This window comes from Nostoc sp. 'Lobaria pulmonaria (5183) cyanobiont', from assembly GCF_002949795.1.
Taxonomy (GTDB): Bacteria; Cyanobacteriota; Cyanobacteriia; order Cyanobacteriales; family Nostocaceae; genus Nostoc.
Genome location: NZ_CP026692.1, coordinates 1,449,387 through 1,474,450, shown reverse-complemented (window position 1 = coordinate 1,474,450; position 25,064 = coordinate 1,449,387). Strand labels below are relative to the sequence as shown.

The 25,064-nt window shown below is 42.2% G+C and carries 22 protein-coding genes; 6 read left to right on the top strand and 16 right to left on the bottom strand.

Annotated features, from left to right (window positions below; all coding sequences use genetic code 11):
* Nucleotides 1-23: 23 nt before the first annotated feature.
* On the bottom strand, nucleotides 24-1,490 hold the full coding sequence (locus NLP_RS06320; RefSeq protein WP_104905646.1) for a hypothetical protein: 1,467 nt from the start codon (nucleotides 1,488-1,490) through the stop codon (nucleotides 24-26).
* Between the two features lie 202 nt (nucleotides 1,491-1,692).
* Between NLP_RS06320 and NLP_RS06315 the strand changes: the two genes are divergently transcribed.
* Nucleotides 1,693-2,487 (top strand): LmeA family phospholipid-binding protein, encoded by a 795-nt coding sequence (locus NLP_RS06315; protein ID WP_199784773.1) that lies wholly within the window; start codon nucleotides 1,693-1,695, stop codon nucleotides 2,485-2,487.
* A gap of 362 nt (nucleotides 2,488-2,849) precedes the next feature.
* Here NLP_RS06315 and NLP_RS06310 read toward each other — a convergent pair whose 3' ends face one another.
* The 8 genes from NLP_RS06310 to NLP_RS06275 all read right to left on the bottom strand — a co-directional run bounded on the left by NLP_RS06310 (nucleotide 2,850) and on the right by NLP_RS06275 (nucleotide 12,516).
* On the bottom strand, nucleotides 2,850-4,241 hold the full coding sequence (locus NLP_RS06310) for a UDP-glucose dehydrogenase family protein (protein WP_104905644.1): 1,392 nt from the start codon (nucleotides 4,239-4,241) through the stop codon (nucleotides 2,850-2,852).
* Nucleotides 4,242-4,388: 147 nt separating this feature from the next.
* On the bottom strand, nucleotides 4,389-5,339 hold the full coding sequence (locus tag NLP_RS06305) for a UDP-glucuronic acid decarboxylase family protein (protein WP_104905643.1): 951 nt from the start codon (nucleotides 5,337-5,339) through the stop codon (nucleotides 4,389-4,391).
* A 450-nt stretch (nucleotides 5,340-5,789) separates the two neighbouring features.
* On the bottom strand, nucleotides 5,790-7,928 hold the full coding sequence (locus NLP_RS06300; protein WP_104905642.1) for a cation:proton antiporter domain-containing protein: 2,139 nt from the start codon (nucleotides 7,926-7,928) through the stop codon (nucleotides 5,790-5,792).
* Nucleotides 7,929-8,073: 145 nt separating this feature from the next.
* On the bottom strand, nucleotides 8,074-8,730 hold the full coding sequence (locus tag NLP_RS06295) for an HAS-barrel domain-containing protein (protein ID WP_104905641.1): 657 nt from the start codon (nucleotides 8,728-8,730) through the stop codon (nucleotides 8,074-8,076).
* A 187-nt stretch (nucleotides 8,731-8,917) separates the two neighbouring features.
* Entirely contained in the window at nucleotides 8,918-9,115 is a 198-nt protein-coding gene (locus NLP_RS06290; protein ID WP_100898602.1) for an NAD(P)H dehydrogenase subunit NdhS, read from the bottom strand.
* Between the two features lie 95 nt (nucleotides 9,116-9,210).
* Nucleotides 9,211-10,524 carry a rod shape-determining protein RodA gene (rodA, locus tag NLP_RS06285; protein ID WP_104905640.1) on the bottom strand — a complete coding sequence of 438 codons (1,314 nt, stop codon included), beginning with the start codon at nucleotides 10,522-10,524 and terminating at the stop codon, nucleotides 9,211-9,213.
* Between the two features lie 168 nt (nucleotides 10,525-10,692).
* Nucleotides 10,693-11,763: an Mrp/NBP35 family ATP-binding protein gene (locus NLP_RS06280; RefSeq protein ID WP_104905639.1), complete on the bottom strand. Its 1,071-nt coding sequence runs from the start codon at nucleotides 11,761-11,763 to the stop codon at nucleotides 10,693-10,695.
* Nucleotides 11,764-11,991: 228 nt separating this feature from the next.
* Nucleotides 11,992-12,516 (bottom strand): polyketide cyclase / dehydrase and lipid transport, encoded by a 525-nt coding sequence (locus NLP_RS06275; RefSeq protein ID WP_104905638.1) that lies wholly within the window; start codon nucleotides 12,514-12,516, stop codon nucleotides 11,992-11,994.
* A gap of 450 nt (nucleotides 12,517-12,966) precedes the next feature.
* Here NLP_RS06275 and hemF point away from each other — a divergent pair, with 450 nt between their 5' ends.
* Both hemF and NLP_RS06265 read left to right on the top strand, forming a co-directional pair.
* Nucleotides 12,967-14,007: an oxygen-dependent coproporphyrinogen oxidase gene (gene hemF, locus NLP_RS06270; protein ID WP_104905637.1), complete on the top strand. Its 1,041-nt coding sequence runs from the start codon at nucleotides 12,967-12,969 to the stop codon at nucleotides 14,005-14,007.
* 237 nt (nucleotides 14,008-14,244) lie between these two features.
* On the top strand, nucleotides 14,245-14,613 hold the full coding sequence (locus NLP_RS06265) for an STAS domain-containing protein (RefSeq protein WP_094351701.1): 369 nt from the start codon (nucleotides 14,245-14,247) through the stop codon (nucleotides 14,611-14,613).
* 48 nt (nucleotides 14,614-14,661) lie between these two features.
* Here NLP_RS06265 and NLP_RS06260 read toward each other — a convergent pair whose 3' ends face one another.
* Nucleotides 14,662-15,267 (bottom strand): chromophore lyase CpcT/CpeT, encoded by a 606-nt coding sequence (locus NLP_RS06260; protein WP_104905636.1) that lies wholly within the window; start codon nucleotides 15,265-15,267, stop codon nucleotides 14,662-14,664.
* 208 nt (nucleotides 15,268-15,475) lie between these two features.
* Between NLP_RS06260 and psb29 the strand changes: the two genes are divergently transcribed.
* Nucleotides 15,476-16,183 (top strand): photosystem II biogenesis protein Psp29, encoded by a 708-nt coding sequence (gene psb29 / locus NLP_RS06255; protein ID WP_104905635.1) that lies wholly within the window; start codon nucleotides 15,476-15,478, stop codon nucleotides 16,181-16,183.
* Between the two features lie 75 nt (nucleotides 16,184-16,258).
* On the opposite strand, the gene NLP_RS06250 is transcribed toward psb29, so the two are convergent.
* From NLP_RS06250 to NLP_RS06240, 3 genes are all read right to left on the bottom strand, one after another.
* Nucleotides 16,259-16,621: a phage holin family protein gene (locus NLP_RS06250; protein ID WP_104905634.1), complete on the bottom strand. Its 363-nt coding sequence runs from the start codon at nucleotides 16,619-16,621 to the stop codon at nucleotides 16,259-16,261.
* Nucleotides 16,622-17,011: 390 nt separating this feature from the next.
* Nucleotides 17,012-17,695, bottom strand: coding sequence for an ExbD/TolR family protein (locus NLP_RS06245; protein ID WP_104905633.1), 684 nt, complete (start codon nucleotides 17,693-17,695; stop codon nucleotides 17,012-17,014).
* A gap of 42 nt (nucleotides 17,696-17,737) precedes the next feature.
* On the bottom strand, nucleotides 17,738-18,466 hold the full coding sequence (locus tag NLP_RS06240) for a MotA/TolQ/ExbB proton channel family protein (RefSeq protein ID WP_104905632.1): 729 nt from the start codon (nucleotides 18,464-18,466) through the stop codon (nucleotides 17,738-17,740).
* 395 nt (nucleotides 18,467-18,861) lie between these two features.
* Here NLP_RS06240 and trmB point away from each other — a divergent pair, with 395 nt between their 5' ends.
* Complete coding sequence (gene trmB / locus NLP_RS06230; RefSeq protein ID WP_104905630.1) at nucleotides 18,862-19,509, top strand: tRNA (guanosine(46)-N7)-methyltransferase TrmB; 648 nt, start codon at nucleotides 18,862-18,864, stop codon at nucleotides 19,507-19,509.
* A gap of 244 nt (nucleotides 19,510-19,753) precedes the next feature.
* Here trmB and NLP_RS06225 read toward each other — a convergent pair whose 3' ends face one another.
* The 3 genes from NLP_RS06225 to ppsA all read right to left on the bottom strand — a co-directional run bounded on the left by NLP_RS06225 (nucleotide 19,754) and on the right by ppsA (nucleotide 24,391).
* Entirely contained in the window at nucleotides 19,754-21,313 is a 1,560-nt protein-coding gene (locus NLP_RS06225; protein WP_104905629.1) for a dolichyl-phosphate-mannose--protein mannosyltransferase, read from the bottom strand.
* A gap of 166 nt (nucleotides 21,314-21,479) precedes the next feature.
* Nucleotides 21,480-21,818 carry a XisI protein gene (locus tag NLP_RS06220; RefSeq protein ID WP_104905628.1) on the bottom strand — a complete coding sequence of 113 codons (339 nt, stop codon included), beginning with the start codon at nucleotides 21,816-21,818 and terminating at the stop codon, nucleotides 21,480-21,482.
* Between the two features lie 74 nt (nucleotides 21,819-21,892).
* Entirely contained in the window at nucleotides 21,893-24,391 is a 2,499-nt protein-coding gene (ppsA, locus tag NLP_RS06215) for a phosphoenolpyruvate synthase (RefSeq protein ID WP_104905627.1), read from the bottom strand.
* 154 nt (nucleotides 24,392-24,545) lie between these two features.
* Between ppsA and NLP_RS06210 the strand changes: the two genes are divergently transcribed.
* Entirely contained in the window at nucleotides 24,546-24,950 is a 405-nt protein-coding gene (locus NLP_RS06210; protein WP_104905626.1) for a hypothetical protein, read from the top strand.
* Nucleotides 24,951-25,064 lie beyond the last annotated feature (114 nt).

Below are 25,064 nucleotides of genomic sequence, written 5' to 3'. Positions count from 1 at the left end.
GCGATCGCTGGCTTTGTGTTCGGTTATTTGATTGCAGCTAAATCACGATTTAACTTTTTGTTAATTGTTTCTAACACCTTAGCTTCTTCTGGCGTAATTACTCCATCTAGATGAGCAATTTTTTGACATTGCGCCAGTAGAGGTACAGCAAAATCACTATTAATTTGCTCAAGTAAAGTTTCTAAAGATGGTGGAGATTTGATATTAGCTGCGATCGCATCGATTGACTCAGGACTAAGGTTGACAGCTTGTAATTCTGGCAAAATATCTTCCCAAGATTTATCTGGATTACCTGCTAAGACAATGTGAACCAAAATCTGATCCATAATCTTTTCTTGAGAAATAGCGGCTTCAAGAAATTTTCCGCTCTCTAGTTGAGCATCGACTAATGTTGCTTCTAAAGTTAATGGATTCTGCTTTGCTTCATAAAACTGACAAGCCGCATAACCTAATGCGTAGATCATGACTGCATTTGAACTAGCACCAATGACGGCTCCCGCTACTGGCAGATTTCGGAGTAAACCCAAACCTGCTTTGATTGCTGTTTTTCCACCCAGCCCTAAACCAAAAATTGCTACTGCTTCTCCTCTGCGCTCGGAATCATTTAAATTCATTCCGTAGGCAGCAGCAATTTGATAGACTAACTCTACTGATAATGTAGATGTAGCAGCCCAATCTACCATAAACATTGCAGTTGCTTGTCCTGGTATAAGGCTACTAGCAAGCCCTGTTCCTCCTGCCAAAACAGCTTTTTCCAGCATAAGATGATGGGCAATTTGTGCTGGTTGTTCATTTGGGTGTTCTTGCTGTAGCTTTCTAACGGCAGCCTCGGCTTTAACTAAATCAACCTGTTGAATTAAAGGATTTAACCAATCTTGATTTAGAGATTTTATTGCTACTTCCAATTGGGGATTATTGCCAACAATTGCTAGTGCCTGCCCTACTATTTGTGTTGCCTGAAAAGCTGCACCTCCAATCGCACCCCCAATACCTACAGCCGCTCCTGCAACAGCTTGTCCAGCTAGAACAGCAGCACCTCCAACGACTCCGGCTGTTCCTGCTACTGTTCCAAGCAATGATCCCAAAAAAGATGGTTTTTTTACAGTTAATTGATTATCTGTTTTTGTTTTAGTAATGGCAATTGAAGATTCCACTTCAATATTTGTTTGAGGTGTTAATACAGTTGAATTTATTAGTGCTTCTAACTCAATTTCTTGTTGCCAATCGGGAAAATCTTCACCTGTTACTCTACCGTATATTTTGACATTATTAAAAGATTGGATACCTAAATTAATTAATCCATCACAAATAACTGGGACTACTAACTGTTGTGCTGGAATTTCAATTGATTCCAGCATTATCTGTAGACAATTTTGTTTGAAACTAGTTTTTGACGTAATTCTGGGTGAATTTAACCACTGACTTACCAGAGTGTTAATCGCATTTGTATCACCCTGCTTGGCAATTTCTAGAATATTTAGCTGTATCATACTTAGTATTGGTGAGAGTCTTAGCAATAACTTAGTTTAATTATTCCCACTCACTAGAATAAAAGTAACATTTGACACAGTGGAGCTCTAATCATCAGCTATCCTACACCTACCCATCAGCACAATTAATCACGGGATCGCTTGCTGTATTCTTCACAGTTTGTTACAAAAGTACAAAGAACTTCTAGAGACCCAAAACCACATGTTCGGCGGACTTACTGGTTTACAAGATCCTAAAGGCACAGACTGGGGAGAGCGAATGCTCAACACAGTCGCCAGCCAAACGATTCGCCACCTGTTTAGCACGAGCGAGTCAGTAGAAGTCTTTGTGCGCTGCTACCCCTCCAGCAAGCTGTTGCAAGGCAGCATTGATAGCTTCAAAATGAGCGGCCGTGGCTTGGTGATTCGGAAAGATTTCGCGGTTGAGGAAATGTCTTTTGAAACTGATGCGGTTGCCATTGACTTCGGCTCGGTTTTAAAGGGCAAACTCAGTCTGAAGCAACCCACTCAAGCGATCGCTCAAGTAATTTTATCAGAAGCGGGCATAAACCAAGCCTTTAATGCGGAACTGGTGAAAAAGCGTCTGCTTAACCTCACCGTACCATCACTGACGGCATTATCTGGCGGTGAACCAGTCTCCTTTACGGAAGTTCAGGTACAGCTATTGCCAGAGAATCGCTTACAACTTGTAGCAAAAGCAGATTTAAATAATGGCGAACTTGTACCCCTGAGTATGATCCTAGCTATAGGCATTGAAAGGCGGCGGCGAGTTTCTTTCAAAGATCCAAAAATCGAACTTGACCAAGTGCCAGAAGCACAACGGGAAATCTCGCAAACCTTGAGCGTGGCGCTAGTAGAAATTTTAGATAATATGGTCGATTTGGATCGTTTTGATCTTGATGGAGTGAAAATGCGGCTAAACCGATTAGAAACTGAAGGTAAAAAACTTATCTTCAGTGGATATGCTGAGATTGAACGTATTCCAAGTACTAATTAATATGATACTTTCACGCAAACAAGAGAAGTAAAGTTTTTTAACGTGAGTTCGTCGAACCGCTTCCTGCCTTGAACTTTAGTTCAAGTCTGTCCCTCTCCGACTGGGAGAGGGACAGTTTTACGCAGTAAAATCTCTTAGAGGTCTTTTGATTGCGCTAATCAGACGGACACTATATGAGCAGTCGAATTCACGTTTTTTTAGCATATTTGCGCGAAGCTCTAAAACAAAATTAAATACCGCCTAGATCGTTCTAGGCGGTATTGTAAATCTTTCGGTTTTTAAAAGAGTTGGAGTTAGGATTTATGGATTATAAATTGTAAGCAATTCTTATCCATCATTAATTACTCATCACTCTGAACTATCTATCGTCCCACCCCTACATATTGGAATCCAGCCCGTATCATTGCTTCGGGGTCGAGGAAGTTACGACCGTCGATGATAACGGGGTGGGCCATCAATTTTGCCATTTTCACATAGTCGAGAGTGCTGAACTGCTGCCATTCGGTGACAAGTACTAAGGCATCACAGCCGTCAGCGAGTCTTTCGGCATCGGTTTCTACTAGCACACCAGAAAGCCCATGACGTAGACCTGTTTGGGAAACAATGGGGTCGTAGGCTTTGACTTTGGCTCCCAGTCGGTTTAGCTGCTCAATTAGGTTGAGGGCTGGGGCGTCGCGCAAGTCGTCGGTATCGGGCTTGAAGGTCAGTCCGAGTAGTCCGACTGTTTTGCCTTTGAGAATTTTCAGAACTTGTTGGAGTTTTTCCAAAGCAATCAATCGCTGGCGTTCGTTGACACTGACAGCAGATTTCAGTAGCTGGGCTTCATAACCATAGTCATCAGCAGTGTGAATCAGTGCGGAGACATCTTTGGGGAAACAAGAGCCACCCCAACCAATACCAGCTTGTAAAAACTTGTTACCAATGCGGGAATCTAGACCGATACCTCTGGCTACTTGAGTAACATCAGCACCGACGCGATCGCAAATATTAGCAACTTCGTTAATAAAACTAATCTTAGTGGCTAAAAAGGCATTAGCGGCATATTTAATCATCTCCGCCGAACTGAGGTCTGTTGCCAAAATTGGCACAGGAGGAAGAGATTGATCGGCAGCGAACTTGCGTTCCACAATTGGGGCATACAGTTGTTGCATCAATGCTACTGCTCTTTGACTATTGCCCCCTAATACAATGCGATCGGGGTTGAAAGTGTCGTAAACTGCTGAACCTTCTCGTAAAAACTCTGGATTGCTGACTACATCAAACTCGGCTGCAAACTCAGATAATTTATTATCACTCGGCACTCCCCCTGCGGGTATCAGTGTTTTCTGCCGCTCTGCAACACCATCCAGAATAAGCATCCGCACCCAGTCACCTGAGCCAATGGGTACTGTAGATTTATTTACTATGACTTTATAACCACCGTTGAGATTTTCCCCAATCCCACGGGCTACAGCTTCAACATAACGAGTATCACTTTCACCAGTGGGTAAAGGTGGCGTTCCCACAGCAATAAATAGAATTTCTCCATGAGAAACTCCAGCAGCAAGATCGCTAGTAAAATGAATCTTCTCTGCTTGAATGGCTGACTGCATAATTTCTGAGAGTCCCGGCTCAAAAATTGGAGATTGCCCAGACTTCATTAACTTAACTTTTTCTTCGTTGTTGTCTACGCAAATGACATCATGTCCAATATGAGCCAAGCAAGCACCTGTAACTAAACCAACGTAACCAGTACCAATAACGCAAACACGCATTTTTTAACTCCTCACTTTTTTTGGCTTAATCTTCAAAAAGAAGTTCTCAATTTTACACTTACACATTTAGAAAATCTCAGTAACTAAATATACTAGCTACCGTTTTGGTCAGCCTGCATGAAAATTCACAGCGACGTTAGACGCCACTCAGGTGGTTGAATTATTGACATCGCTTTGAATGCGATCGCGAAAATCTTCTATTGTCAGTTTTAAACCCTCTTGCAGAGGAATGGTAGGTTCCCAATTTAACCAAGTTTTTGCCTTTGTGATATCAGGCTGGCGACGTCGGGGATCGTCCGAAGGTAGTGCCTCGAACTTAATCTGCGCGTCTGGATTGATCATATTTTGCACAGTTTGTGCCAATTGTAAAATCGTGTATTCACCAGGATTGCCCAGGTTGAGTGGGCCAATGTAGTCGCTATTCATTAGGCGGATGAATCCTTCTACCAAATCAGAAACGTAGCAGAAACTACGAGTTTGCGAACCATCACCGTACACAGTTAAAGGATTACCCTGCAAGGCTTGAACTATAAAGTTGCTCACCACTCGACCATCATTTTCTAACATTCTCGGCCCGTAGGTGTTGAATATCCGAACAACTCGAATATCAACTTTATTTTGCCTGTAGTAATCAAATGCTAGAGTTTCAGCAATTCTTTTACCTTCGTCGTAGCATGAACGTATTCCAATGGGATTGACGCTACCTCTATACTCTTCAGTTTGGGGATGAACTTCTGGATCTCCGTATACTTCACTAGTGGAAGCTAAGAAAAACCTCGCTTTCACACGTTTAGCTAGCCCCAACATATTCAGTGTTCCCATCACGTTAGTTTTAACGGTTTTAACTGGGTTGTACTGGTAATGTACTGGTGAAGCTGGACAAGCTAAATGATAAATTTGATCGACTTCTAACCGGATTGGTTCGGTTATATCGTGGCGGATCAATTCAAAGTACGGATGGCCTAACCATTTCAGAATGTTGCGTTTATGACCAGTGTAAAAATTATCTAAGCATATTATTTCATGCCCAGCAGCCATTAGTCGGTCGATGAGATGGGAACCAATAAACCCAGCACCGCCCGTAACCAAAATTCTCATAGTTTCCCAGTTACTTACAAATATTTTCAGTAGCTATTGCACTTACTTTTAGATTACCCACCTTAGGTACAAAAATACAAAATAAAAAAAAAATAACAAGGCTCAATCAAAAAGTATTGTTGAACTTACCTATTTTTTCACAGTTGTAGTTTTGTTATATTTTTACCTGTTTTCTTAAGAATTCAATTAGCAAAATAACAAAAATTGTTTAAAAATTGTTTGTTGTTCAGCCGATCTTTATCAAATCTTCAAAAATATCAAGTATTTTTACGGTTATTAAGGTTTTAGTTGGATACAACAAGTTAGTTGAGATCGGGTTGACACTCGCCATCCAAATATATGCAAATGTGCCGATTCATTTGTTGCAAAGATTTTTGGAAATGGGATGCCTCCCGCAAACTAAACCAAGCCAGCTTAAGTCGACTTACTTTAACTGTATTCTGCCTTACATCATACAGCAGATGTAATGCTGCTAACGGTGGTAGACATAATTAAATTTGTGGTTTGAGTGCGTTGCGGTTCTCCAAGCATGATAATTGAGCAGGTGAGTTGTCTGGCTAACTGGGTTGTGACATCGCTAATGGCTAACCCTCCAGGACTGGTACGATTACGTATAAAAGGTAAAACTACTAAATCATATAATCTTGCTGCCTGCAAAATTGCTTGGGCAACATTTTCGTGAGCGATGATTTGAATTTCTGGGGCATTGGCCAAAGCCAATTTAGATACCAATAGGGAGAGATGCGATCGCCTCCAAGCAATTTTACTAGAACTAGTGCGGCGATCGCACACATTCAGCACAGTAATGTGGCTCTGATTTGCCTCGGCTAGGATCTGGGCAAATTGTACAGGTTGTAATGTCGGTGCTGTTAAGTTTTCTATTGGTACTAAGATGCGCTGAATTTTTTTCGGTGATTCTACTAGACGTGTCACCGCTACTGGACAATGGGATGCCCAAAGCACACCATCAATCACATTCCCAAATAAACGCGCTCGTAACCCAGTCCGTTTACCCCAACCCATAACAATTAAATTAGCTTTTTGTTCGCGAGCCGCTCTGCTAATTCCTTGAGCAAAAGCATCATCAATTCGCAGCATCGGTTCTGCGGCTACGCCCAAGGCTCGACTTTGTGTCGTGGCTTTATTCAATAACCACTCACTCCGTTGTAGAGACGCTTCTAACTGGGGTGCATCCATGTGAGCAGCAGCAGTAGCGATCGCCAGGGGTATAATTTTGCCCTGAGACTGACGCGCTAATAACGCCGCCATTTCAATCAAATACTGCTGGGTCTGAGGATTATATACAGGCACGACTATAGTAAAAGCACTGTTTGTTTGTGATGCGTTCTCTTCAGGTAGAGGTGGTACTGGATCTTCGGCTGGCGGGGAATTCAAACCAACAGCTATTCGACTGGTCATCAACGGTCCCAAGGTTGATGTGACGAGCATTAAGACAATCACACTGTGTAATACTTCTAGTGGCAGCAACCCAGCCCGATATCCCACTAACGTTGCTGCTAACGTTGTACCAACTTGGGGAAGTGACAGCGACCACATCGTTAGAATTTCTTGCCATGTATAGTGGTAAACCAGTTTTGTCAACAAAGCTGCAATCAATTTACTGACAATCAAACCAACTACGATCGACAGTGTTAACTTGAGCGTGTTCAAATTGTTGGCAAAGGTGGGTAAATCTATCAGTAAACCAAGGTCTATAAAGAAAATGGGAATGAACAGCACACTGCCAATAAATACCACCTTTTCTTTGACAGGGCCTTCACCCACAGCTTCATTCACTGCCAAACCCGCTAAAAAAGCACCAACAATTTTTTCTACCCCAATTAATTGAGCGCCCATAGCTGCCAGAAACACAGAAAGCAACACAAACAAAAACTTGTTTCCTTCATCGTCTCCAGATCGCTTGAAAAATTCTTTGCCTGCCCAATCAAAGCCTGTAACAACAGCAACAGAGTAAATAGTTAACCAACCTGACAAGGTGAGTAGTTTAGCAAAGCTGAATACTCCAGCATGAACGACAGCTACACAAACGGCTAATATCAGTACTGCACCAATGTTTGTAAAAATCGTAGCTCCAATGGTGACAGTAACAGCTTCGTTGTTTACTACTCCCAAACGGCTGATTATGGGATATGCCAAAAGGGTATAGGAAGTGAATAAAGAGCCAATTAAGATTGAAGTATTCCAGCCATAGCCTAAAATCAGACCTAATAAGGTTCCCATCACTAGGGGTACACTAAAAGTCAAGCTAGCGAACCCAAAGGCACGACTTTTTCTCCGGCGAAACTGTTCTAGATCGACTTCTAGTCCGGCGACAAACAGCAAATAAATTAACCCAATGTCTGATAGTAGGTTAATCATCGGTGAGTCAGACTGAAAAAGATTCCAACCTGAAGGCCCAAGTACTAGCCCTGAGAAAACCAAACCCACTAATCCTGGTAATCTTAACCGCTCAAATATGATAGGTATAACTAAGATGACCGCCAGCAAAATAGCAAAGGGAACAATTGGTTCTTTGCCAAGAACTTGGGAAGTTGGTTCCAGAACAAGAACTTGTGATATTAATTCCATATATAGAAATTGAAGGGGCTATGGTAAAACAGCGATTACCTTGGGGGCGATCGCCCGATCAATATGAATAAATAGAGAAGCCACCTGACGAAAAATCAAAAATCTTAATTTACACTAACTAGGCAATTATTTAAGAATTAACTACCTACGGGTGGATTTGACTCAAAATGAACCGTAAGCGATCGTAGTCATCTTTAAGTAAAACACTTAAGCTACGTCCAGCTTTAATTAGCCATTCTCGGTCAGCTTTGCGTAGCTGGTATACATCTCGAATGGCAGCTGCGGTTAAAGACTCTATTGGCGCACCATTTATACAAAGGAGTGTGCGTAAAAAATCTAGTTCTTCAGTAAATTTAACGATAGCTTCTGGTTCACATCGATAAACAGCTTGATGAATTTGCGGGGGACGGGGTGGAAGATACTGATATACTCTTTGGTTATAACTTTGATTTTGCGAAGATAGTTCAAATCCAACGATCGCAGCTCGGAATTCTGTGCGAAGCATAGCAAATATTTGGGGTTGTTCCTCCCGTAAGTCTTGCAAGGACAACCCCAACGCTCTCGCCCGATGGACAGAATCTATCGGCATAGTCGTGGCATAATACACTACAGCATAAATTTGATTGCCAGATTCTTCATCTACAGAACAAACCCAACTACCAAAGGGTGGCATTGAGGGAAAGCTTAAATCTTCCGGCTCTAAACACTGAGCTAAAAATTCTGTACTGGTAGTTTCAATTACCTCTGCAATGTGGTTCGGATGGCGATCGCCAGTGGCAAACTGTGGTAGAGGGAGGCGCATAGTAATTTAGTCATTGGTCATTGGTGAGCCAGTGCGGTCTTCTCCCTTGGCGTTAGCCTCTCCCTTTGGGAGAAGGGGAGACGCCAAAGGCGATGGGGGTTTCCCCCATGAGCAACTGGCGAACCCGAAGGGTCATTAGTCATTAGTTTTTGCCAAATGACAACCGACAAATGACTAATGACTAATCTTATTTGGCTTTTTTACGTCCGGCGGTGGTTTCTACGAGTTCCAATTCGCTTAGGCGGAAGGTAACTAATTTATCCCAGTTACCACCCTCAAATAATACGGCTACTTTGCCATCAGTAAGTCGTTGCACGAGTCCTTCGTAGCGATAATAAGTATCTGCGGGATTCTTGACGCGAACAGTTGCTCCAGGCAGAATCATGTTTATAGCCTCGTTTGTTTCCTTTTAATAGCTTAATACTTGTCATTAGTCATTTGCCCTTGGAGAAGTGCAAATGACCAATGACAAATGACGAATCAATAATACTTCTGTCTTTGCCGGAAATTTGCTACCGATTCTACTATTCCCAAGGAAATGAAGTTGGTCAGCATCGCAGAACGCCCATAACTCATCCAAGGTAGGGGAATTCCTGCCACAGGCGCTAAACCTACAGTCATGCCAACGTTCACAATCACCTGAAACACAATCATCGACAAAACGCCAATAGCCAACAAGGAACCAAAGTTATCTTTGGCGGTTTGGGCAATATGTAGTAGGCGCAAGCAAATTAAGCAGAAAACAAATAGCACTACCAAACAACCAACAAAACCAAATTCTTCTCCCACTGCGGAGAAAATAAAGTCTGTATGCTGTTCGGGTACGAAATTCAGTTGCGTCATTGGCCCCTTGAACAGACCCCATCCCCATATTTCACCAGCACCAATAGCAATGCGAGATTGGATTAAATGATATCCAGCACCTAGTGGATCGTGATCGGGATTCATGAATACAGTTAGCCGGTCTTTTTGATACTCTTTTAAAACATGGTTCCAGGCGAAGACTCCTAATTCGCCACCCAGTATATTGAGAGTCCACGCACCGATAGCACCTAAACCAAATCGACGCCAAGGAAGAGTTTGCCAGCCCACAATAGCCATCACAACTGACCAAATTAGTCCTAATGGCCCAAAAGATAGTTCTTTGAATAAAACTATCGGCTCTGTTAAAGGCCAAGATATACTAAACAAAATGGCGGCTACCACCGGAGAAATCATCAGAATTAACCAGCCTGGGTTAGCATTTGCCCAGTAAAGCATTCCTAAGACGATCGCACCAAATACTAGTGATGTTGCTAAATCTGGCTGCAAAAATACTAATCCCCAAGGTATAGCAGTGATTGCTAGAACGCGGAAAATACCTTCGAGGCTAGAAGCAGTGCGCCTGTGTAGCAAAGCTGCTAAGGTGACGATCATGCCGATTTTGGCAAATTCTGAGGGTTGCACATTAAAGCCGGCGATACTAATCCACCGCTGTGCCCCTTTGGCGCTAGTACCAGCAATCATTACGGCGATTAAACTGAAGTTCGTCAGCGTGTATGTTACCCAGTGCCACTGCATCAACAGTTCGTAACGGATGCGAGATAAAAACAGGGCTATAAGCACGCCGATACCCGCTACCATCCAGTGCCACCACCAGTCAGTCACTGGCTGCTTAAGTTCCGTACTGAGAATCATCAGGCCGCCAAAGATACTGACAGCAATCGGCAAACAAAAAAGTAACCAATCTACATGCTGCCAGGGCTTAACCCAAGACTTCCAGCGAATTTTGGGGAGCGATCGTTTTAACAACATTGTGCCAGTTTAGACTTTAGCTTTAATTGTTGGGAATTGGGAATTGGGAATTGGGAATTAGGAATTGGTCAATATGTTATTCTTCCCTTGCTTCCCTACTCTTTAATACCCAGTCCCTAGTATTCCCAAGCTATAGCCCAGGAAGTAGATAGAAATTAAAATTTATAATTATGTCAGGGCAGCAACTGATACTTTACCAGCAATAGTAAGAGCGATCGCTGTTAATGCTTTTGCTGAAGCTGAATCTGGGTCGCCAACAACTATCGGCACACCGTTGTCGCCACCAACTCGTGTAGAAATCTCTAGCGGCACGCACCCCAACAGTGGCACTCCCAATTCAGCAGCTGTTTTGGAGCCACCACCGGAACCAAAGATGTCATATTGCTTATCTGGTTGATCGGGGGGAATAAAATAGCTCATATTTTCCACGATCCCCAATACCGGAACATTCATCTGCTGGAACATCCGCAATCCCTTGCGAGAATCTAACAGAGCTACAGTTTGTGGCGTGGTGACAATTACTGCCCCTGCCATCGGCACTGCTTGAGTTAAAGTTAACTGAGCATCTCCGGTTCCTGGTGGCATATCTACAATCAAATAATCCAGTTCTCCCCATTGCACTTGATAGAGAAACTGGCGAATTACACCATTGAGCATAGGCCCCCGCCAAATTACTGGTTGATCTCGGTCAATCAAAAAGCCCATTGAAACTAATTTGACGCCGTGATTAAAAGCAGGTTCCAGGATGTCCCCTGTTTCAGTGGAACGCACAGTAATTTGAGCATCAGACAAACCCAGCATGGTGGGGTCATTGGGGCCATAGATATCAGCATCTAGCAAGCCGACTTTCGCTCCTGTTTGGGCTAAAGCCACTGCGACATTTACCGCCACCGTACTTTTACCAACGCCACCTTTACCGCTGGAAACAGCAATGATATTTTTCACTCCAGAAATGCCAGTCCGGTCAGGTAAACTTTTTTGTTGCGGCGTTTCTGCCGTCACTTCTATGCTGACATCTGTAACGCCTGGGAGTTTTTTGACAGCTTTCTGACAGTCTTCGACAATAAATTCACGTAAAGGACAGGCAGGAGTGGTTAACACTAAAGTGAAACTAACCTTACCACCGTCAATTTTTACGTTGCGAATCATATTCAGTTCTACCAGACTTTTACGCAGTTCTGGGTCTTCCACTGGTCGCAAAACTTCTAGGACAGAGCGGGAATCAAGGACATCGTACATAAAAGTTCAAAATTCAAAATGAATAAATACACTTGTGGGGAACGTCTTAGCTATTAATTGGATGCTTTCTTAAGTAAGGTCAGCTTAGTGTTATCACTGTCACTGCCGTGATAAAACTTAACAAATTGCATTATTACCTAATAGAATCTTAACTTTCTTTGGGCATTGGGCATTGAAAAGAGGCAGAGGGGAAACTTTCTCCCTGCTCCCTTGCTTCATCCCCAGTACCTAAAAATCAAAACAACTATCATTAAGGGATTTTTTCTTAGCAGATACCCCTGGTAATGCCGTCTTTTCTACTGCCTCGACTAAAGATCGTGCAACTCTGTCTGCATAAGGACGGGATAAAGACCAAATCAAGGGCGATAACCAACCCCGTAGTGTTACAGAATAAGATAAACAAGTACCACAAACCGTTGACTCTACTTGGTAAGTTACCCGTTCTTCTATTCCAGGAATCGCCATCACTCGGATACTCAGCATCTCTCTAGGATTGACGCGTTCCACAAAAATTCTGATGGGAATTGGCGAAAAGCGTGTTACAGCTTGAAAAATTAATCCTGGTTTGGGTACTAATCCGTGGGGAACATTAGTACTCTTAAGTTGTGGATGCCAGGAAACATCTGTTAAGTCAACCACTTTTTGCCACAGTTCATCTACAGAAGCAGAACTAATCTCTCGATATGTCCACACCAGAGAAGCACAAAACCGACGACGTTTGCGGCGGATGAATTTGGATAACCAACCTTGCATTTTCCTAATCCTCCTCCCTAGATATTTTCTGGTAACTCTGGTATGGTGTGCAACTACAATCAACTGCTAAATTAAAACTTTCTCAAAAAGGCCCTAAACATAGCAAGCCTCGATTCGGTACAGACCCTAACAGCCGACATCAGCAATATGGCAAAAAAGTTCTGAGTATACCAGTCAAATCCTTGATACCTTAAGCTTAAGACTAAAATTTAGTCTTTATACCAGAATATTCCAATTAAGAATTTCAAAAAAAATTAATTCAATATACAAGCCTATACGCATTTGAGGGAAAATAACTCTAGTGATGCCCATCAATCGTATAAATGCTTAACCCAGTAAGAAAAAAGCGGGTTGGGCAAATAGAGCGAGATTGTTGGCGCGTGTTTCCCCCAAATTTTAAAATGAAAAATTTGTGGCTTTCTGGAAATTGTAATTTAGGTTCGGGAATCTATGTTGACCAACTCGCAAATACCAACTGTAGAAGCAGAATCATCCAAGTCTTTGCCAGCAGCTGATGCTCAGACTAGGGTCAGTCAGTTTATGAAACAACTGCAAGACGAAATTACCGAATCATTGGCAAAACTAGATGGTGTGGCTAAGTTTTATGAAGATAGTTGGGAACGCCCAGAAGGAGGTGGAGGGCGATCGCGCGTGCTGCGAGATGGTGCAATATTTGAACAAGCAGGTGTAAACTTTTCTGAAGTTCAGGGTTCCCATTTGCCACCCTCAATTTTAACCCAACGCCCGGAAGCAGCAGGGCATGGCTTTTATGCCACAGGCACTTCAATGGTATTACATCCTCGTAATCCTTATGTACCCACGGTTCATCTCAATTATCGCTACTTTGAAGCGGGGCCAGTGTGGTGGTTTGGTGGTGGTATTGACTTGACACCTTATTACCCTTTTGCTGAAGATGCGGCACATTTACACAAAACATTAAAGCAGGCTTGCGACCAACACCACTCAGAGTATTACCCGGTGTTTAAGAAGTGGTGTGATGAATATTTCTATCTGAAGCATCGGGATGAGACACGGGGTGTCGGTGGTCTATTTTTTGATTATCAAGATGGCCAGGGTACTTTATATCGCGGCCCAAATCCCAATGGGGAAGCGGCTATTTATAGCAACCAGGTGGGAACACCAGCAACTCGCAATTGGGAAGATTTGTTTGGCTTTGTACAAGGCTGTGGCAAAGCATTTTTACCAGCTTACGTACCGATTGTAGAACGGCGACATGGGATAGAGTATGGCGATCGCCAACGGAATTTTCAACTCTACCGCCGGGGACGGTATGTAGAATTTAACTTGGTTTATGACCGAGGCACCATTTTTGGTCTGCAAACTAACGGACGCACCGAATCAATTCTCATGTCTCTACCTCCCTTAGTGCGCTGGGAATATGGCTATCAACCAGAACCTAATTCCCCCGAAGCCGAGTTGTATGAAACTTTCCTTAAACCTCAAGATTGGATCAACTGGACACCCAAATAGTGCTGAGTGCTGAGTGCTGAGTTAGGAGTTATAAGATAAGTGATCTTCCCCTGCTGTCTCATTTCCCTCATCTCCCCACTCCCCACTCCTCACTATTTTGGTGAGTTAAACTATTAAAGTTAAGCACTTAGCCGAAAAAGGTGACAAATTTAGCTATAGCTTGTTAATCTCAAGTGACAGCATTAGAAAATTCTGTCACCAGTTAATCTTAAAAGGAATGCCACGGGGAGGGCTTTAGTGATTCATATAGACCAAAAAACTTATACAACCCAAGACGGAAACACTGTTATCGTCCTGACACCATCAGGCCGTCTGGATATCACCACTGCTTGGCAATTTCGCCTGAAGTTACAAGAGTGTATTTCCAAACTCAGTCGCCATGTAGTTGTAAATCTGGCTCAGGTAAATTTTATTGATAGTTCTGGTCTTACATCTTTGGTAGCTGGAATGCGTGATGCTGATAAAGTCAAGGGCAGTTTCCGCATCTGTAATGTACATCCAGAAGCCAAACTCGTGTTTGAAGTGACGATGATGGATACTGTTTTTGAAATCTTTGAAACAGAGGAAGAAGCTTTAGAAGGTGTACCTCGTAGCATTGCTAGCTAAAAAAGAGTTAAGAGTTAATTGAAAATTTCTGATAGATAACTCATAACTTTATCTTATTGAATACTGATTTCGCTTGGTGTAGCGATAAGGCCCCATAATCGCTCCCCAAGTTGCCTTTCCAGTTGCGGGATCAATTCCTTTGTCGTAGCTGTGAAATTCTGTCGCTGTAGCTGCAAAACCTAAAGAAACATAGATGCTATTGCCAAGATAAGTAAAGCTACAACGAGTCTCTGGTAGTGGGGTAGCGGTAAACTTATAGCGATCTGGGGCTAGTTTCTCCTGAGTAACTGCGAGGATACAACCTGGTAGTAAATCTAATTGTTCAGATGTCAGTGTGTTTAGTAAAGCAGGGTTATTACCTGCGCCTTTTAATGCACCTGGATCTTGAGGCATATAATATTGTACTTCCACAGTTGCGTCAGAGTCGCTGCTTTGACGCAACCGGATAATTCGTTGGCGGTAAGGTTGATCTAGGGTAATAACGTTAGCCTGTTCAGCAAATAAGGTGATGCTATCTTCTGCGAACAGATTAACTGGTCTTTGCCACAGACACAGGTGGACATACCAAACTGGTTCTGCTATGGCTTGTTCTTGATTATCAAATTCACCAGCTAGGTATTCACCTAAAGCAATTAACTGTGGCGAGAAGTTCATAATTACAATAAATAAATCATCAAAGATAATAATTTTTGGCTATTTTTTAGGAGAAAAGGTCTTATTTGCTGTAGCTGCCAGCTTATAAAATACTTCTGATGTGTATATATTGTAAATGAAACCGTCACCTGTTAAAAGCTCAACTTGGCAAAGTAGCCTTTAAGCGAGAAAATAAAGATACGTCGCCCTTAACATTTCTTTTTTCTTTGTGAATAACGTCCGTACAGTCTCTGATACAAAGCGAACTTTCTATAATCTTCACACCCGTCCGATCAACACTATTTATCGTCGGGTAGTAGAAGAATTGATGGTGGAAATACATCTACTGTCAGTAAATATCGATTTTAGCTACAATCCAATTTATGCCTTGGGTGTCGTCACTACTTTTGACCGCTTCATGGAAGGCTATCAACCAGAACGGGATCAAGAATCAATTTTTAACGCCTTATGTCAGGCTATAGAACAAGATCCGCAACACTATCGACAGGATGCCCAGAGATTACAAACCGTAGCTAAAGGTTTGCCAGTTAAGGATTTAATTGGGTGGCTGGGCCAAACTACTTACTTAGATCGAGATGCTGACTTGCAAGCACACCTGCAAGCGATCGCCAACAATCCTAACTTTAAATACAACCGATTGTTCGCAATTGGTGTATTTTCATTATTAGAACAGTCAGATCCCGAATTAGTCAAAGACGAAAAGCAACTCACTGAGGCGCTGAAAGCGATCGCTGCTGGCTTGCACCTCTCCGATGACAAACTCAACAAGGATTTGGAGCTATACCGTTCTAACCTAGACAAAATGGCGCAAGCGCTAGTGGTGATGGCAGATATCCTCTCAGCCGATCGCAAAAAACGCGAGCAACGTAAACAACAATCAACTACCCCAGTTGCTCCCCCAAGTTCCAATGAATAGTTAGAATTTGGCAGTGATGAATTAGGAGTTATGAGTGAGGAATTGTTAATAACTCCTAACTCCTAACTCTTAAGTTTAGACACCCAATATTTTGTAGATTAAGCTGTTAATTATAGTCAGCGTAAATGCCCCAATAACAGCACTCCAAATCCCGTAACGCAAGCGAAAGCCCTCTACTAACCAAGCAGCAATACTAAAACAAACCACGGCAATCATAAATGTGAAAATGCCAGATAATAAGTCCAATGTTAGTAGATTTGGTACTGCAAAAATGAGGCTTAAAATCGGTCTGACTATTGCCATCACAATACCAAGCACTGCGGCAGAAAGAAACGCTTTACCAGGAGTATCAATTTCAACTCCCAAAGGCAACTTACTAATTATCAACAAGCTGATAGCTGTTACGATCCAAACAATTAAAAGCGTCACGATATTCATGCCACAACCCCTGATATTAATTAGTAATTTGTAATTAGGACACACTGAAAAACGCTTGATATAAGCGCTTTTCAATCTGTTAACCTATTTGGACATCCTTCCCCAATTTGGTATGAAATGTGGATGGTAATTGGTGATAAATTGCTCAGTCTATAGGTGGAAAAATCTTTAAAGCTCAACCAATTATTTGTAAATTAGCAGCTTTTTTTTCTCTAGCCAAGATTTATTCTAGATATCTTTAGGTTTGGGAAAAGACTTGAAGGGAAAATGGGGGGTGATGAGTGAGGGATAAGGGGACAAAGGAGACAAGGAGAATAACCCATGCCCAATGCCCCTTACCCCTTATCCCCAAAGGGGACCCCACCATCCCCAATTCCCCATTCTCCGATCTCATCTTTTAAGAGGAGGTTGGGTTTTTTTGGGTGCTACAGGTGCTTGAGGCGCTGGTGAGTTAGGAACTATGGGAGAAATACCAGGATTGATGCCTTGCCCAGTTGGAGGCTGAGTGATGCTAGGAAAGGGTACAGAATTAGGTGCTAAGGGGAGTTTTGGGGTAATATTTCCTTCGGAATTGATGCCTGGAACTGGTGCAGCACCAGGATTGATTGGGAAAGAGGGGATAGTAGGCGGGTTAGGTGAGTTTATGGATGGTTGAGATGAGCCAGGAATAATTCCCAAAGAAACGCGATCGCCCCCTACTTGTCGTAGCAAATCTAATGTCTCAATCACATCGTTGTAAGTTGCTGTGCGCGAAGCATTCAGCACGACAATGGCATTAGGGTTTGCTTGGAGATACTGTTTTAAACTCTGTCTCAAATCTTGCTGTTTTACAGGCTGTTTTTCTATGTAAGTATTGCCCACAGCATCGATGGTCACAATCACACTTCCACTCTGTGACGTGATTCCAGAGATTGTACTGGGGCTGGCTTTAGGCAAATCAACATTTATTGCCTGTTGCCGTGTAAATTGTAAAGCCGCTAATAAAAAAAATGTCAGGATACAAAAAACGACATCAATTAAAGGGATGATTTGAATTTGGACTTCTTCAATTGGAGTATGTAGATTAACTTTCATGTCTCACTCTCAAGCATGGTTCAGGGGTAGAATTATTGACTATTAATTAGGTGTATTCGGGGGTTCGGGAGGTTCAGAAACTCTAGTCTTTCCTGGTTTGCGCGGTGGAGTGAAATTTTCTGGCACAATTGCTGATGTCCTATTGCTAAAGTCAGGAGGAGACTGGCGATAGAGCAATTCCATCTCATTCCCTGCCTTGCGAAAAACTTTAACTTGGTTGACTACAAAACTTTGAAATAGGCGGTAAAATACCAAACTAATGATGGCAACTATTAGCCCACTTGCCGTACTAATTAAGGATTCACCAATACCAGTAGTCACCCCAGCGGTAGATTCAGTTCCCAAATCGCCAATCCGAATTGAACGCAGAGAGTGGATTAAACCCAAAACCGTGCCCAACAATCCTAGCAACGGCGCTAGGGCAATTACGGCTTCTAAAAGTTTTTCGCCCCTTCGCATCCCAGCTAATTCGTCTTCTGCCGTAGCCTCCAGTGCTAGTCGAAAGGTTTCCGCATCACTTTTGGCAAAACGTAGAGGGGCGTAGAGAAAACGCCCGACAGGCTGATGGCTTGCTTGTTTTGCGATGTCCGCAGCTACTTCCCAATTATCCTGAGCAGCATCCAAGATGCGATCGACTATTTGCTTTTCCTGAGTCAAAATTCGCAACCAGAACCACAAACGCTCGAAAATCACACTCAAAGCCAGAATCGACAGAACAAGCATTGGCCACATCGCTGGCCCACCCTTATAAAACAAATCTAAAATATCCACTGTTTAAGTTTCCTCCCTCCACGACTAAAGCAAATGTGTTAAGGCATTTTAATTCTAGAGATTAATGCAAAATGAGGGACTTCCAAAATATAAATTTCTCGAAAATCTAAAAAAACAGTGCAAGGATGACGTATTTAACTGAGACTGCTGTACAAACTTGTTGCTGGGTAGGCAATTGAATGATAGACCGATAATTTTTGGCATACTTTTGCTAGACTTCCTTGTAATACCAATTTTAAAAAAGAAGGCAATACATAGATAAGACCCCACCCAACCGTCGCCAAAGCTTCAGGGAGGGTGCGCATCAGTGAGGATGGGGCGTTGATCGCAAATATTTTTTGAATTGATATAACCTGAATCACCACAGGATATTTTCACGTAAAGGAGAACAAATTTTGGCAGCAGTCCGAGTCCGCCAGCATGTTAATCCACTTGGTAAAAAGTATCAAACACCAGCAAGTCCCCTTGACTGGGAAAAAATTTATGCCAAGCCAAATCAACCACTACATTTAGATATTGGCTGTGCGAAGGGACTGTTTTTGTTGAATATGTCCAAGATAGAACCTAACTGGAATTTTCTCGGCTTGGAAATTCGGGAACCGCTGGTGGTGGAGGCGAATAAGTTACGTTCTGAATTAGGTTTAACAAACCTGCACTATTTATTTTGCAATGTGAATAACTCACTGCACTCGCTTTTATCTTCCCTCCCTCCAGGAAGTTTACAACGCGTTACAATTCAATTCCCCGATCCTTGGTTTAAAACGCGCCACGCTAAACGTCGTGTAGTCCAACCAGAACTAGTGGCAGACTTAGCTAATTATCTCGCGGTTGGAGGATTGGTATTTCTGCAATCAGATATGGAATTTGTTGCTGTGGAAATGCGCGATCGCTTTGCTGTTCACCCAGCTTTTGAGAAAATTGGTACAGGAGAATGGTTGGCTGAAAACCCCCTACCAATGCCCACAGAACGTGAAATAGGTACACAAAAAAAGGGTGAGCCTGTTTATCGGGCTTTATTTGAAAGGGTGAGAAGTAGTGACTAAAGATGTTAGTAATATCAACTCTGTCTTGCAAGCATTGAGAAATATATGCCTAAACTTTGAGTAAAGGGAGTGTGACGGTAAAGGTTGTACCGACTCCAACTTGACTATTAATTACAATTTCGCCCCCGTGTGCATCAACACATTTTAAACAATTCTGTATATGTGTAGCTATATTAAGTTTAGGAACAAGTTAAGAGTTAGGAGTTTGAAGTTATTATTCATCCAATGCCCAATGCCCCTTTAATCAAATCCAAGAGTTGAACCACATTCGCAGCTTATAACCGTCACGAGAGAGGGGTAAACCCAAATAAATGGGCATCCAGAAAATAAAAGCAGCCAGAATAATAAAAGTAATGGTGACACCTAGCGCCCGGAGTTGTTGATAATAACTGCAAAGACATCGATCGACAAACCAAGCGATCGCTAAAAATACAAACACCAATGCACACATATAGTGATAAATAAAAACGCACCTATTAACCTTCACCCAAGGTAATAAGTTAGCAGCATAATTGATAACTATATATAAAGCAATCCAAGTATCAACATTAGGAGTTGCTTTAAGAGAAAAACGCTTTTCCTTCACCCAAGGAATTACGATTTGCGAAACCAGCATTCCCACTAAAAACAACATAGCAGCAACACCGAACCACCACAAAAATGGATTGCCCATTGCGTGGACATCATAAATAACTTTTCCAGCGCTGGCAGGCAAAGGCGGGTCCATCACAGGTAACGGATCGGTGATCCTTTCAGCCGTTTGATAATAATATGCCATTGGTCGAGTCATCAAAGGCCATTTGTACCAGGCAGCACAGTAAGGATGCACATTAGGACTGTTGCCACCTAAATGTAAGTGAAACTTTAAAATTTGCTGATGTACTGCAATAAATCCATAAGTTTTATCTAGTTGAAGGTGAGGAATCCAGATGATGCTATAGATAAAAGCTGGGATAATTCCTAGATAAAACAGCATCTGAAAAATATTGAGCTGAGTCAAGTTTTGTAGTGGTGTCTGAGATGAGGGGGATGAGGGAGAATAAGTACTAATCCCTGACTCCTGACTCCTGATTTCTGCCTCCTGACTCCTGACTTCTGCCTCCTGCCTCCTGCCTCCTGCCTCCTTCAATGAAGAGGATGTAAAAAAGAGTTTGAGGTTAGGAAAAGAATATGTTAAATGAATTACCCAAGCTGCTACCCAAATCAGATAAGCACCTGATAGGAACCATAAACCATTCCACTTAGTACCGACTGAGGCACCAAAACCAATGCCAGCAAAAACTAACCAAAAAGAACGTCGCCGATTTTGGTTATCTAATGCCAATAATAAAAACCAGTGCCCTAACAAACCAAAAATGACGATATAAATATTACTTAGAGCATACCGAGACTCAACTAAAAAAATACCATCACAAGCTGTGAATAATCCTGCAAGTATTGCAAAGGTACGACGATAACTTAACTGATAAGCGATCGCAGCCACAACTACAGGAATAAATGAGCCGGTGAGGGCATTTAACCAACGATAAGTCCAAGGCGATCGCAATGAACCTGTCAGCCCATTTACCGTATCGTGCCAAAAAGGAATGTGACTGCCAATCCAAATGCCGATGCCAATAATATATTGACTCAGCGGCGGATGAGCATTAAAAAATGGCGTATGCGTAAGATAATTATTACCAAATTTAGCAAAGTAAACTTCATCAAATACCAGAGTGTTGAATCGCTCCAGTCCCCAAAACCGTAAGGCAAGTGAGAAAAGAAATACACTCACCATCCCAATTCGGAACCACTTTTTATTCATTAGTTATTAAACTAAATCGCCATTCTGCAAAATACTAAGATACTTATGGTTGATAAGTCAAAAGTTTTGTAGACAATTACACAAACAAAATATGGCGATCGCTATGCTATGGGCAGTTATCCAGAAGTTCAACTACCGTTGGTTATGCGATGCCTGCGGCGGTAAACTACGCAAATTCTGAATCTTTCCGCAGTTCTTCAGATCGGAACCCTAACACAATCCGATCCTTTGTGATACCTGCCTTTACTAATTCTGTTGCTACCCCCTCTTCACTGCCATCACGTTGAATCCAAATTTTGCCATCAATAATATCAATGTGAATCAGACAGCCGTGAACACGACGTGTTGCAGTTGGAGAGAGTTCTGGGACTGGTTCTCGACCAAGAATCATCACCAAATATCGATCCTGTTCTTGATCAAAAATAGTTTCATGCTGAATATCACCGTAAGAGTAAGGAATTTTCGTGTGTTCAATAGATGAAAAGGATTGTCGGTAATCGTCCAGGCATCTTTATCAGCGCATTCTTCAAGTTCTCGTGGTAGCAATCTCTAGCTGGCATACATTACTCGTATTACGAATTACGAATTACTACCCTCGACTTTTGCCACTTCCAGCATTGTCTTTAAAACCGAATCTGGATTCAGGCTAATCGAGTCAATTCCTTGTTCAACTAAAAACTGGGCAAATTCTGGATAGTCGCTGGGTGCTTGCCCACAAATGCCGATTTTGCGATCGCATTTTTTCGCCGCTTCTATCGCCATTTTTACCATTCGCTTTACACCCTGACTGCGTTCATCAAATAACCGCGCCACTAACGCCGAATCTCTATCTATCCCCAGTGTCAACTGAGTTAGGTCGTTGGAACCAATTGAGAAGCCGTCAAATACCTCAGCAAACTCCTCAGCCATAATCACATTATTCGGCAACTCGCACATTACATAAACCTGCAAGTCGTTAACACCTTGCTTTAAACCATTTTTTGCCATCTCTGCCAAAACCAAACGCCCTTCGTCGGGAGTGCGACAAAAGGGAATCATCGGGATAACATTTGTCAAACCCATTTCTTCCCTTACCCGCTTGATGGCATGACATTCTAGGGCAAAAGCTTCTCTGTAACCTTCATCATAGTAACGCGCCGCCCCCCGCCAACCGAGCATTGGGTTTTCTTCATGGGGTTCAAACTGTCGCCCACCTAATAAATTGGCATATTCATTACTTTTGAAATCTGACATTCGCACAATCACTGGTTTGGGATAAAATGCCGCCGCAATTCTACCTATACCTTGGGCTAATTTATCTACAAAATACTGGGGTTTATCCTCGTAAAGTGCGGTAATATCTGCAATTTTAGCTTTCACAAATTCATCTTTTAATAAGTCATAGTGAATTAACGCCATTGGATGAATTTGAATTTGGTTAGCGATGATAAATTCTGTCCGCGCTAAACCTACGCCATCGTTGGGAATTGCAGATAAACTTAATGCTTCTTGAGGATTACCTACATTCATTAAAATTTGAGTGCGGGTGCGGGGTAAGTTTTCTAAAGGAACTTCTTCCACTTCAAAAGGTAATAAACCTGGATAAACTTTTCCCTCTTCCCCTTCAGCGCAAGAAATTGTTACCTCTTGACCAGGTTTTAAAATTTCTGTAGCATTGCCGCATCCCACAATCGCAGGTACACCCAATTCTCGCGCAATAATTGCTGCATGACACGTGCGCCCCCCAGAATTGGTGACAATTGCACTGGCACGTTTCATAATTGGTTCCCAATCGGGATCGGTTCTCTCTGTCACCAAAACTTCCCCAACTTGAAACTGTTCTAGTTTCTGAACATCTAAAATTAGGCGTGCTTTTCCCTGACCAATTGCTTCCCCAATCGCACGTCCCGTAACCAGAGGGATTGGGGATTGGGAATCAGGGAGTGAGGAGTGGGAATTTTCCCCATTCCCGATTCCCCATTCTCTATTTCCCAATACCAACCGATAACTTCGCAACACATTTCCCGTCTTCTGTGACTGAACGGTTTCGGGGCGCGCTTGCACAATAAAAAGTTGGTTCGTAATCCCATCTTTTGCCCACTCGATATCCATTGGAGTGAAAATGTCGTGGACTTGGGAATAATGGTCTTCAATTAAACATGCCCAACTTGCTAGTTGTAAAATCTCTTCATCACTCAGAGCGAATTTACCTCTTTCGCTGGGCGAAACCGAAACATTTTTCGTAAATTTTGAGCCGTCATCATAAATCATTTTCAGTTCTTTGCTGCCCAATTTTTTATCGATAATTGGGCAAAAACCAGCTTTTAAAGTTGGTTTAAAAACATAATATTCATCGGGATTTACAGACCCCTGGACAACATTTTCACCTAAACCATAGGCGGCTGTAATTAGTGCCGCATCCTTAAAGCCGGTTTCTGTATCAATGGAGAACATCACCCCAGAGGTTGCTAAGTCAGAGCGCACCATTTTTTGCACACCCACAGCTAGAGCAATGCTAAAGTGGTCAAACCCCTTGGCATGACGATAAGAAATAGCGCGATCCGTAAATAGAGAAGCAAAGCATTTATGACAAGCTGCTAAAACTCCTTCGACACCGACAACATTGAGGTAAGTTTCCTGCTGTCCAGCAAAACTAGCATCAGGAAGGTCTTCAGCAGTGGCGCTGGAACGGACTGCCACATCTGTGTCTGTATGGTATTGTTCACAGAGACTATGGTATGCTGTGCCGATCGCCTCGCGCAATTCTAGAGAAAATGGTGTGTGGATTAATAGCGATCGCGCTTTTTTTCCGCGTTCTCGTAAATTTTTGACATCTTCAACATCCAAGTCAGCAAAAAGTTTACGTAGTTTTGCTTCTAACCCTGCTGATTGAATGAAATGACGATAAGCGTAAGCAGTAGTAGCAAATCCTGTGGGAACGTTAATGCCTTTGGGTGTTAACTGTTGAATCATTTCCCCTAGTGAGGCATTTTTACCACCAACTACTGGTATATCAGCAATACCAATTTCATCAAACCAAAGAATAAGCGATCGTTCTTGGGCAAATAGAGACAAAGTGCTTTTAGATACTAAAGTCATAAATATTACCTTTTAAGTTTATACTCAACTTGTAAGTGCATAACTGCTACTATGCGTAGCTTGATATTTGGCGATGAAATACAAAATTATCAGCAAGAACAATTAATAATTATTCAGTTTAATAACTCGATCAAAATACCGGATGTAATACATGATGGCGCAGCTAGAACGACTCCTAAAAATGGCAGAAGATGAACTAACTGAATACAGCACTGATGCCCGCAAAATAGAAAAACTACGCCGTAAAATAAGTTTAACAATGTCGCTAACAGAACAGCAGCAAGTCAAAGAGGCATTACTTGCTACGATGAAATCTAATATAATTACCCAAGTGATAGAAGAACAAAGACAAGCAGTAGCCTTACCATTTTGGGGAATTGCTGGATTGGGTTTGTTACTAGGAATTTCTTTAAATCAACCCATAGGCTTGTTAGCGTCTGTAGTTGGAACTGTATTAGCTTACAGAATTCAGAATTGGGGTTGGAAATTGCAGGCAAATCGTTTATTGCTACAAACATTGTCAGATATTGAAATGCGTATTACTCAACCCACTAAGTAACAATAAAGATGTATTTTATCTGTAAAATACTTTTATGTACTTGTATAAATATACTCAATAAGTAGTTAATCACATAATTTACATCTTGTAAGCACTTAACAATTCCTTTGGGAT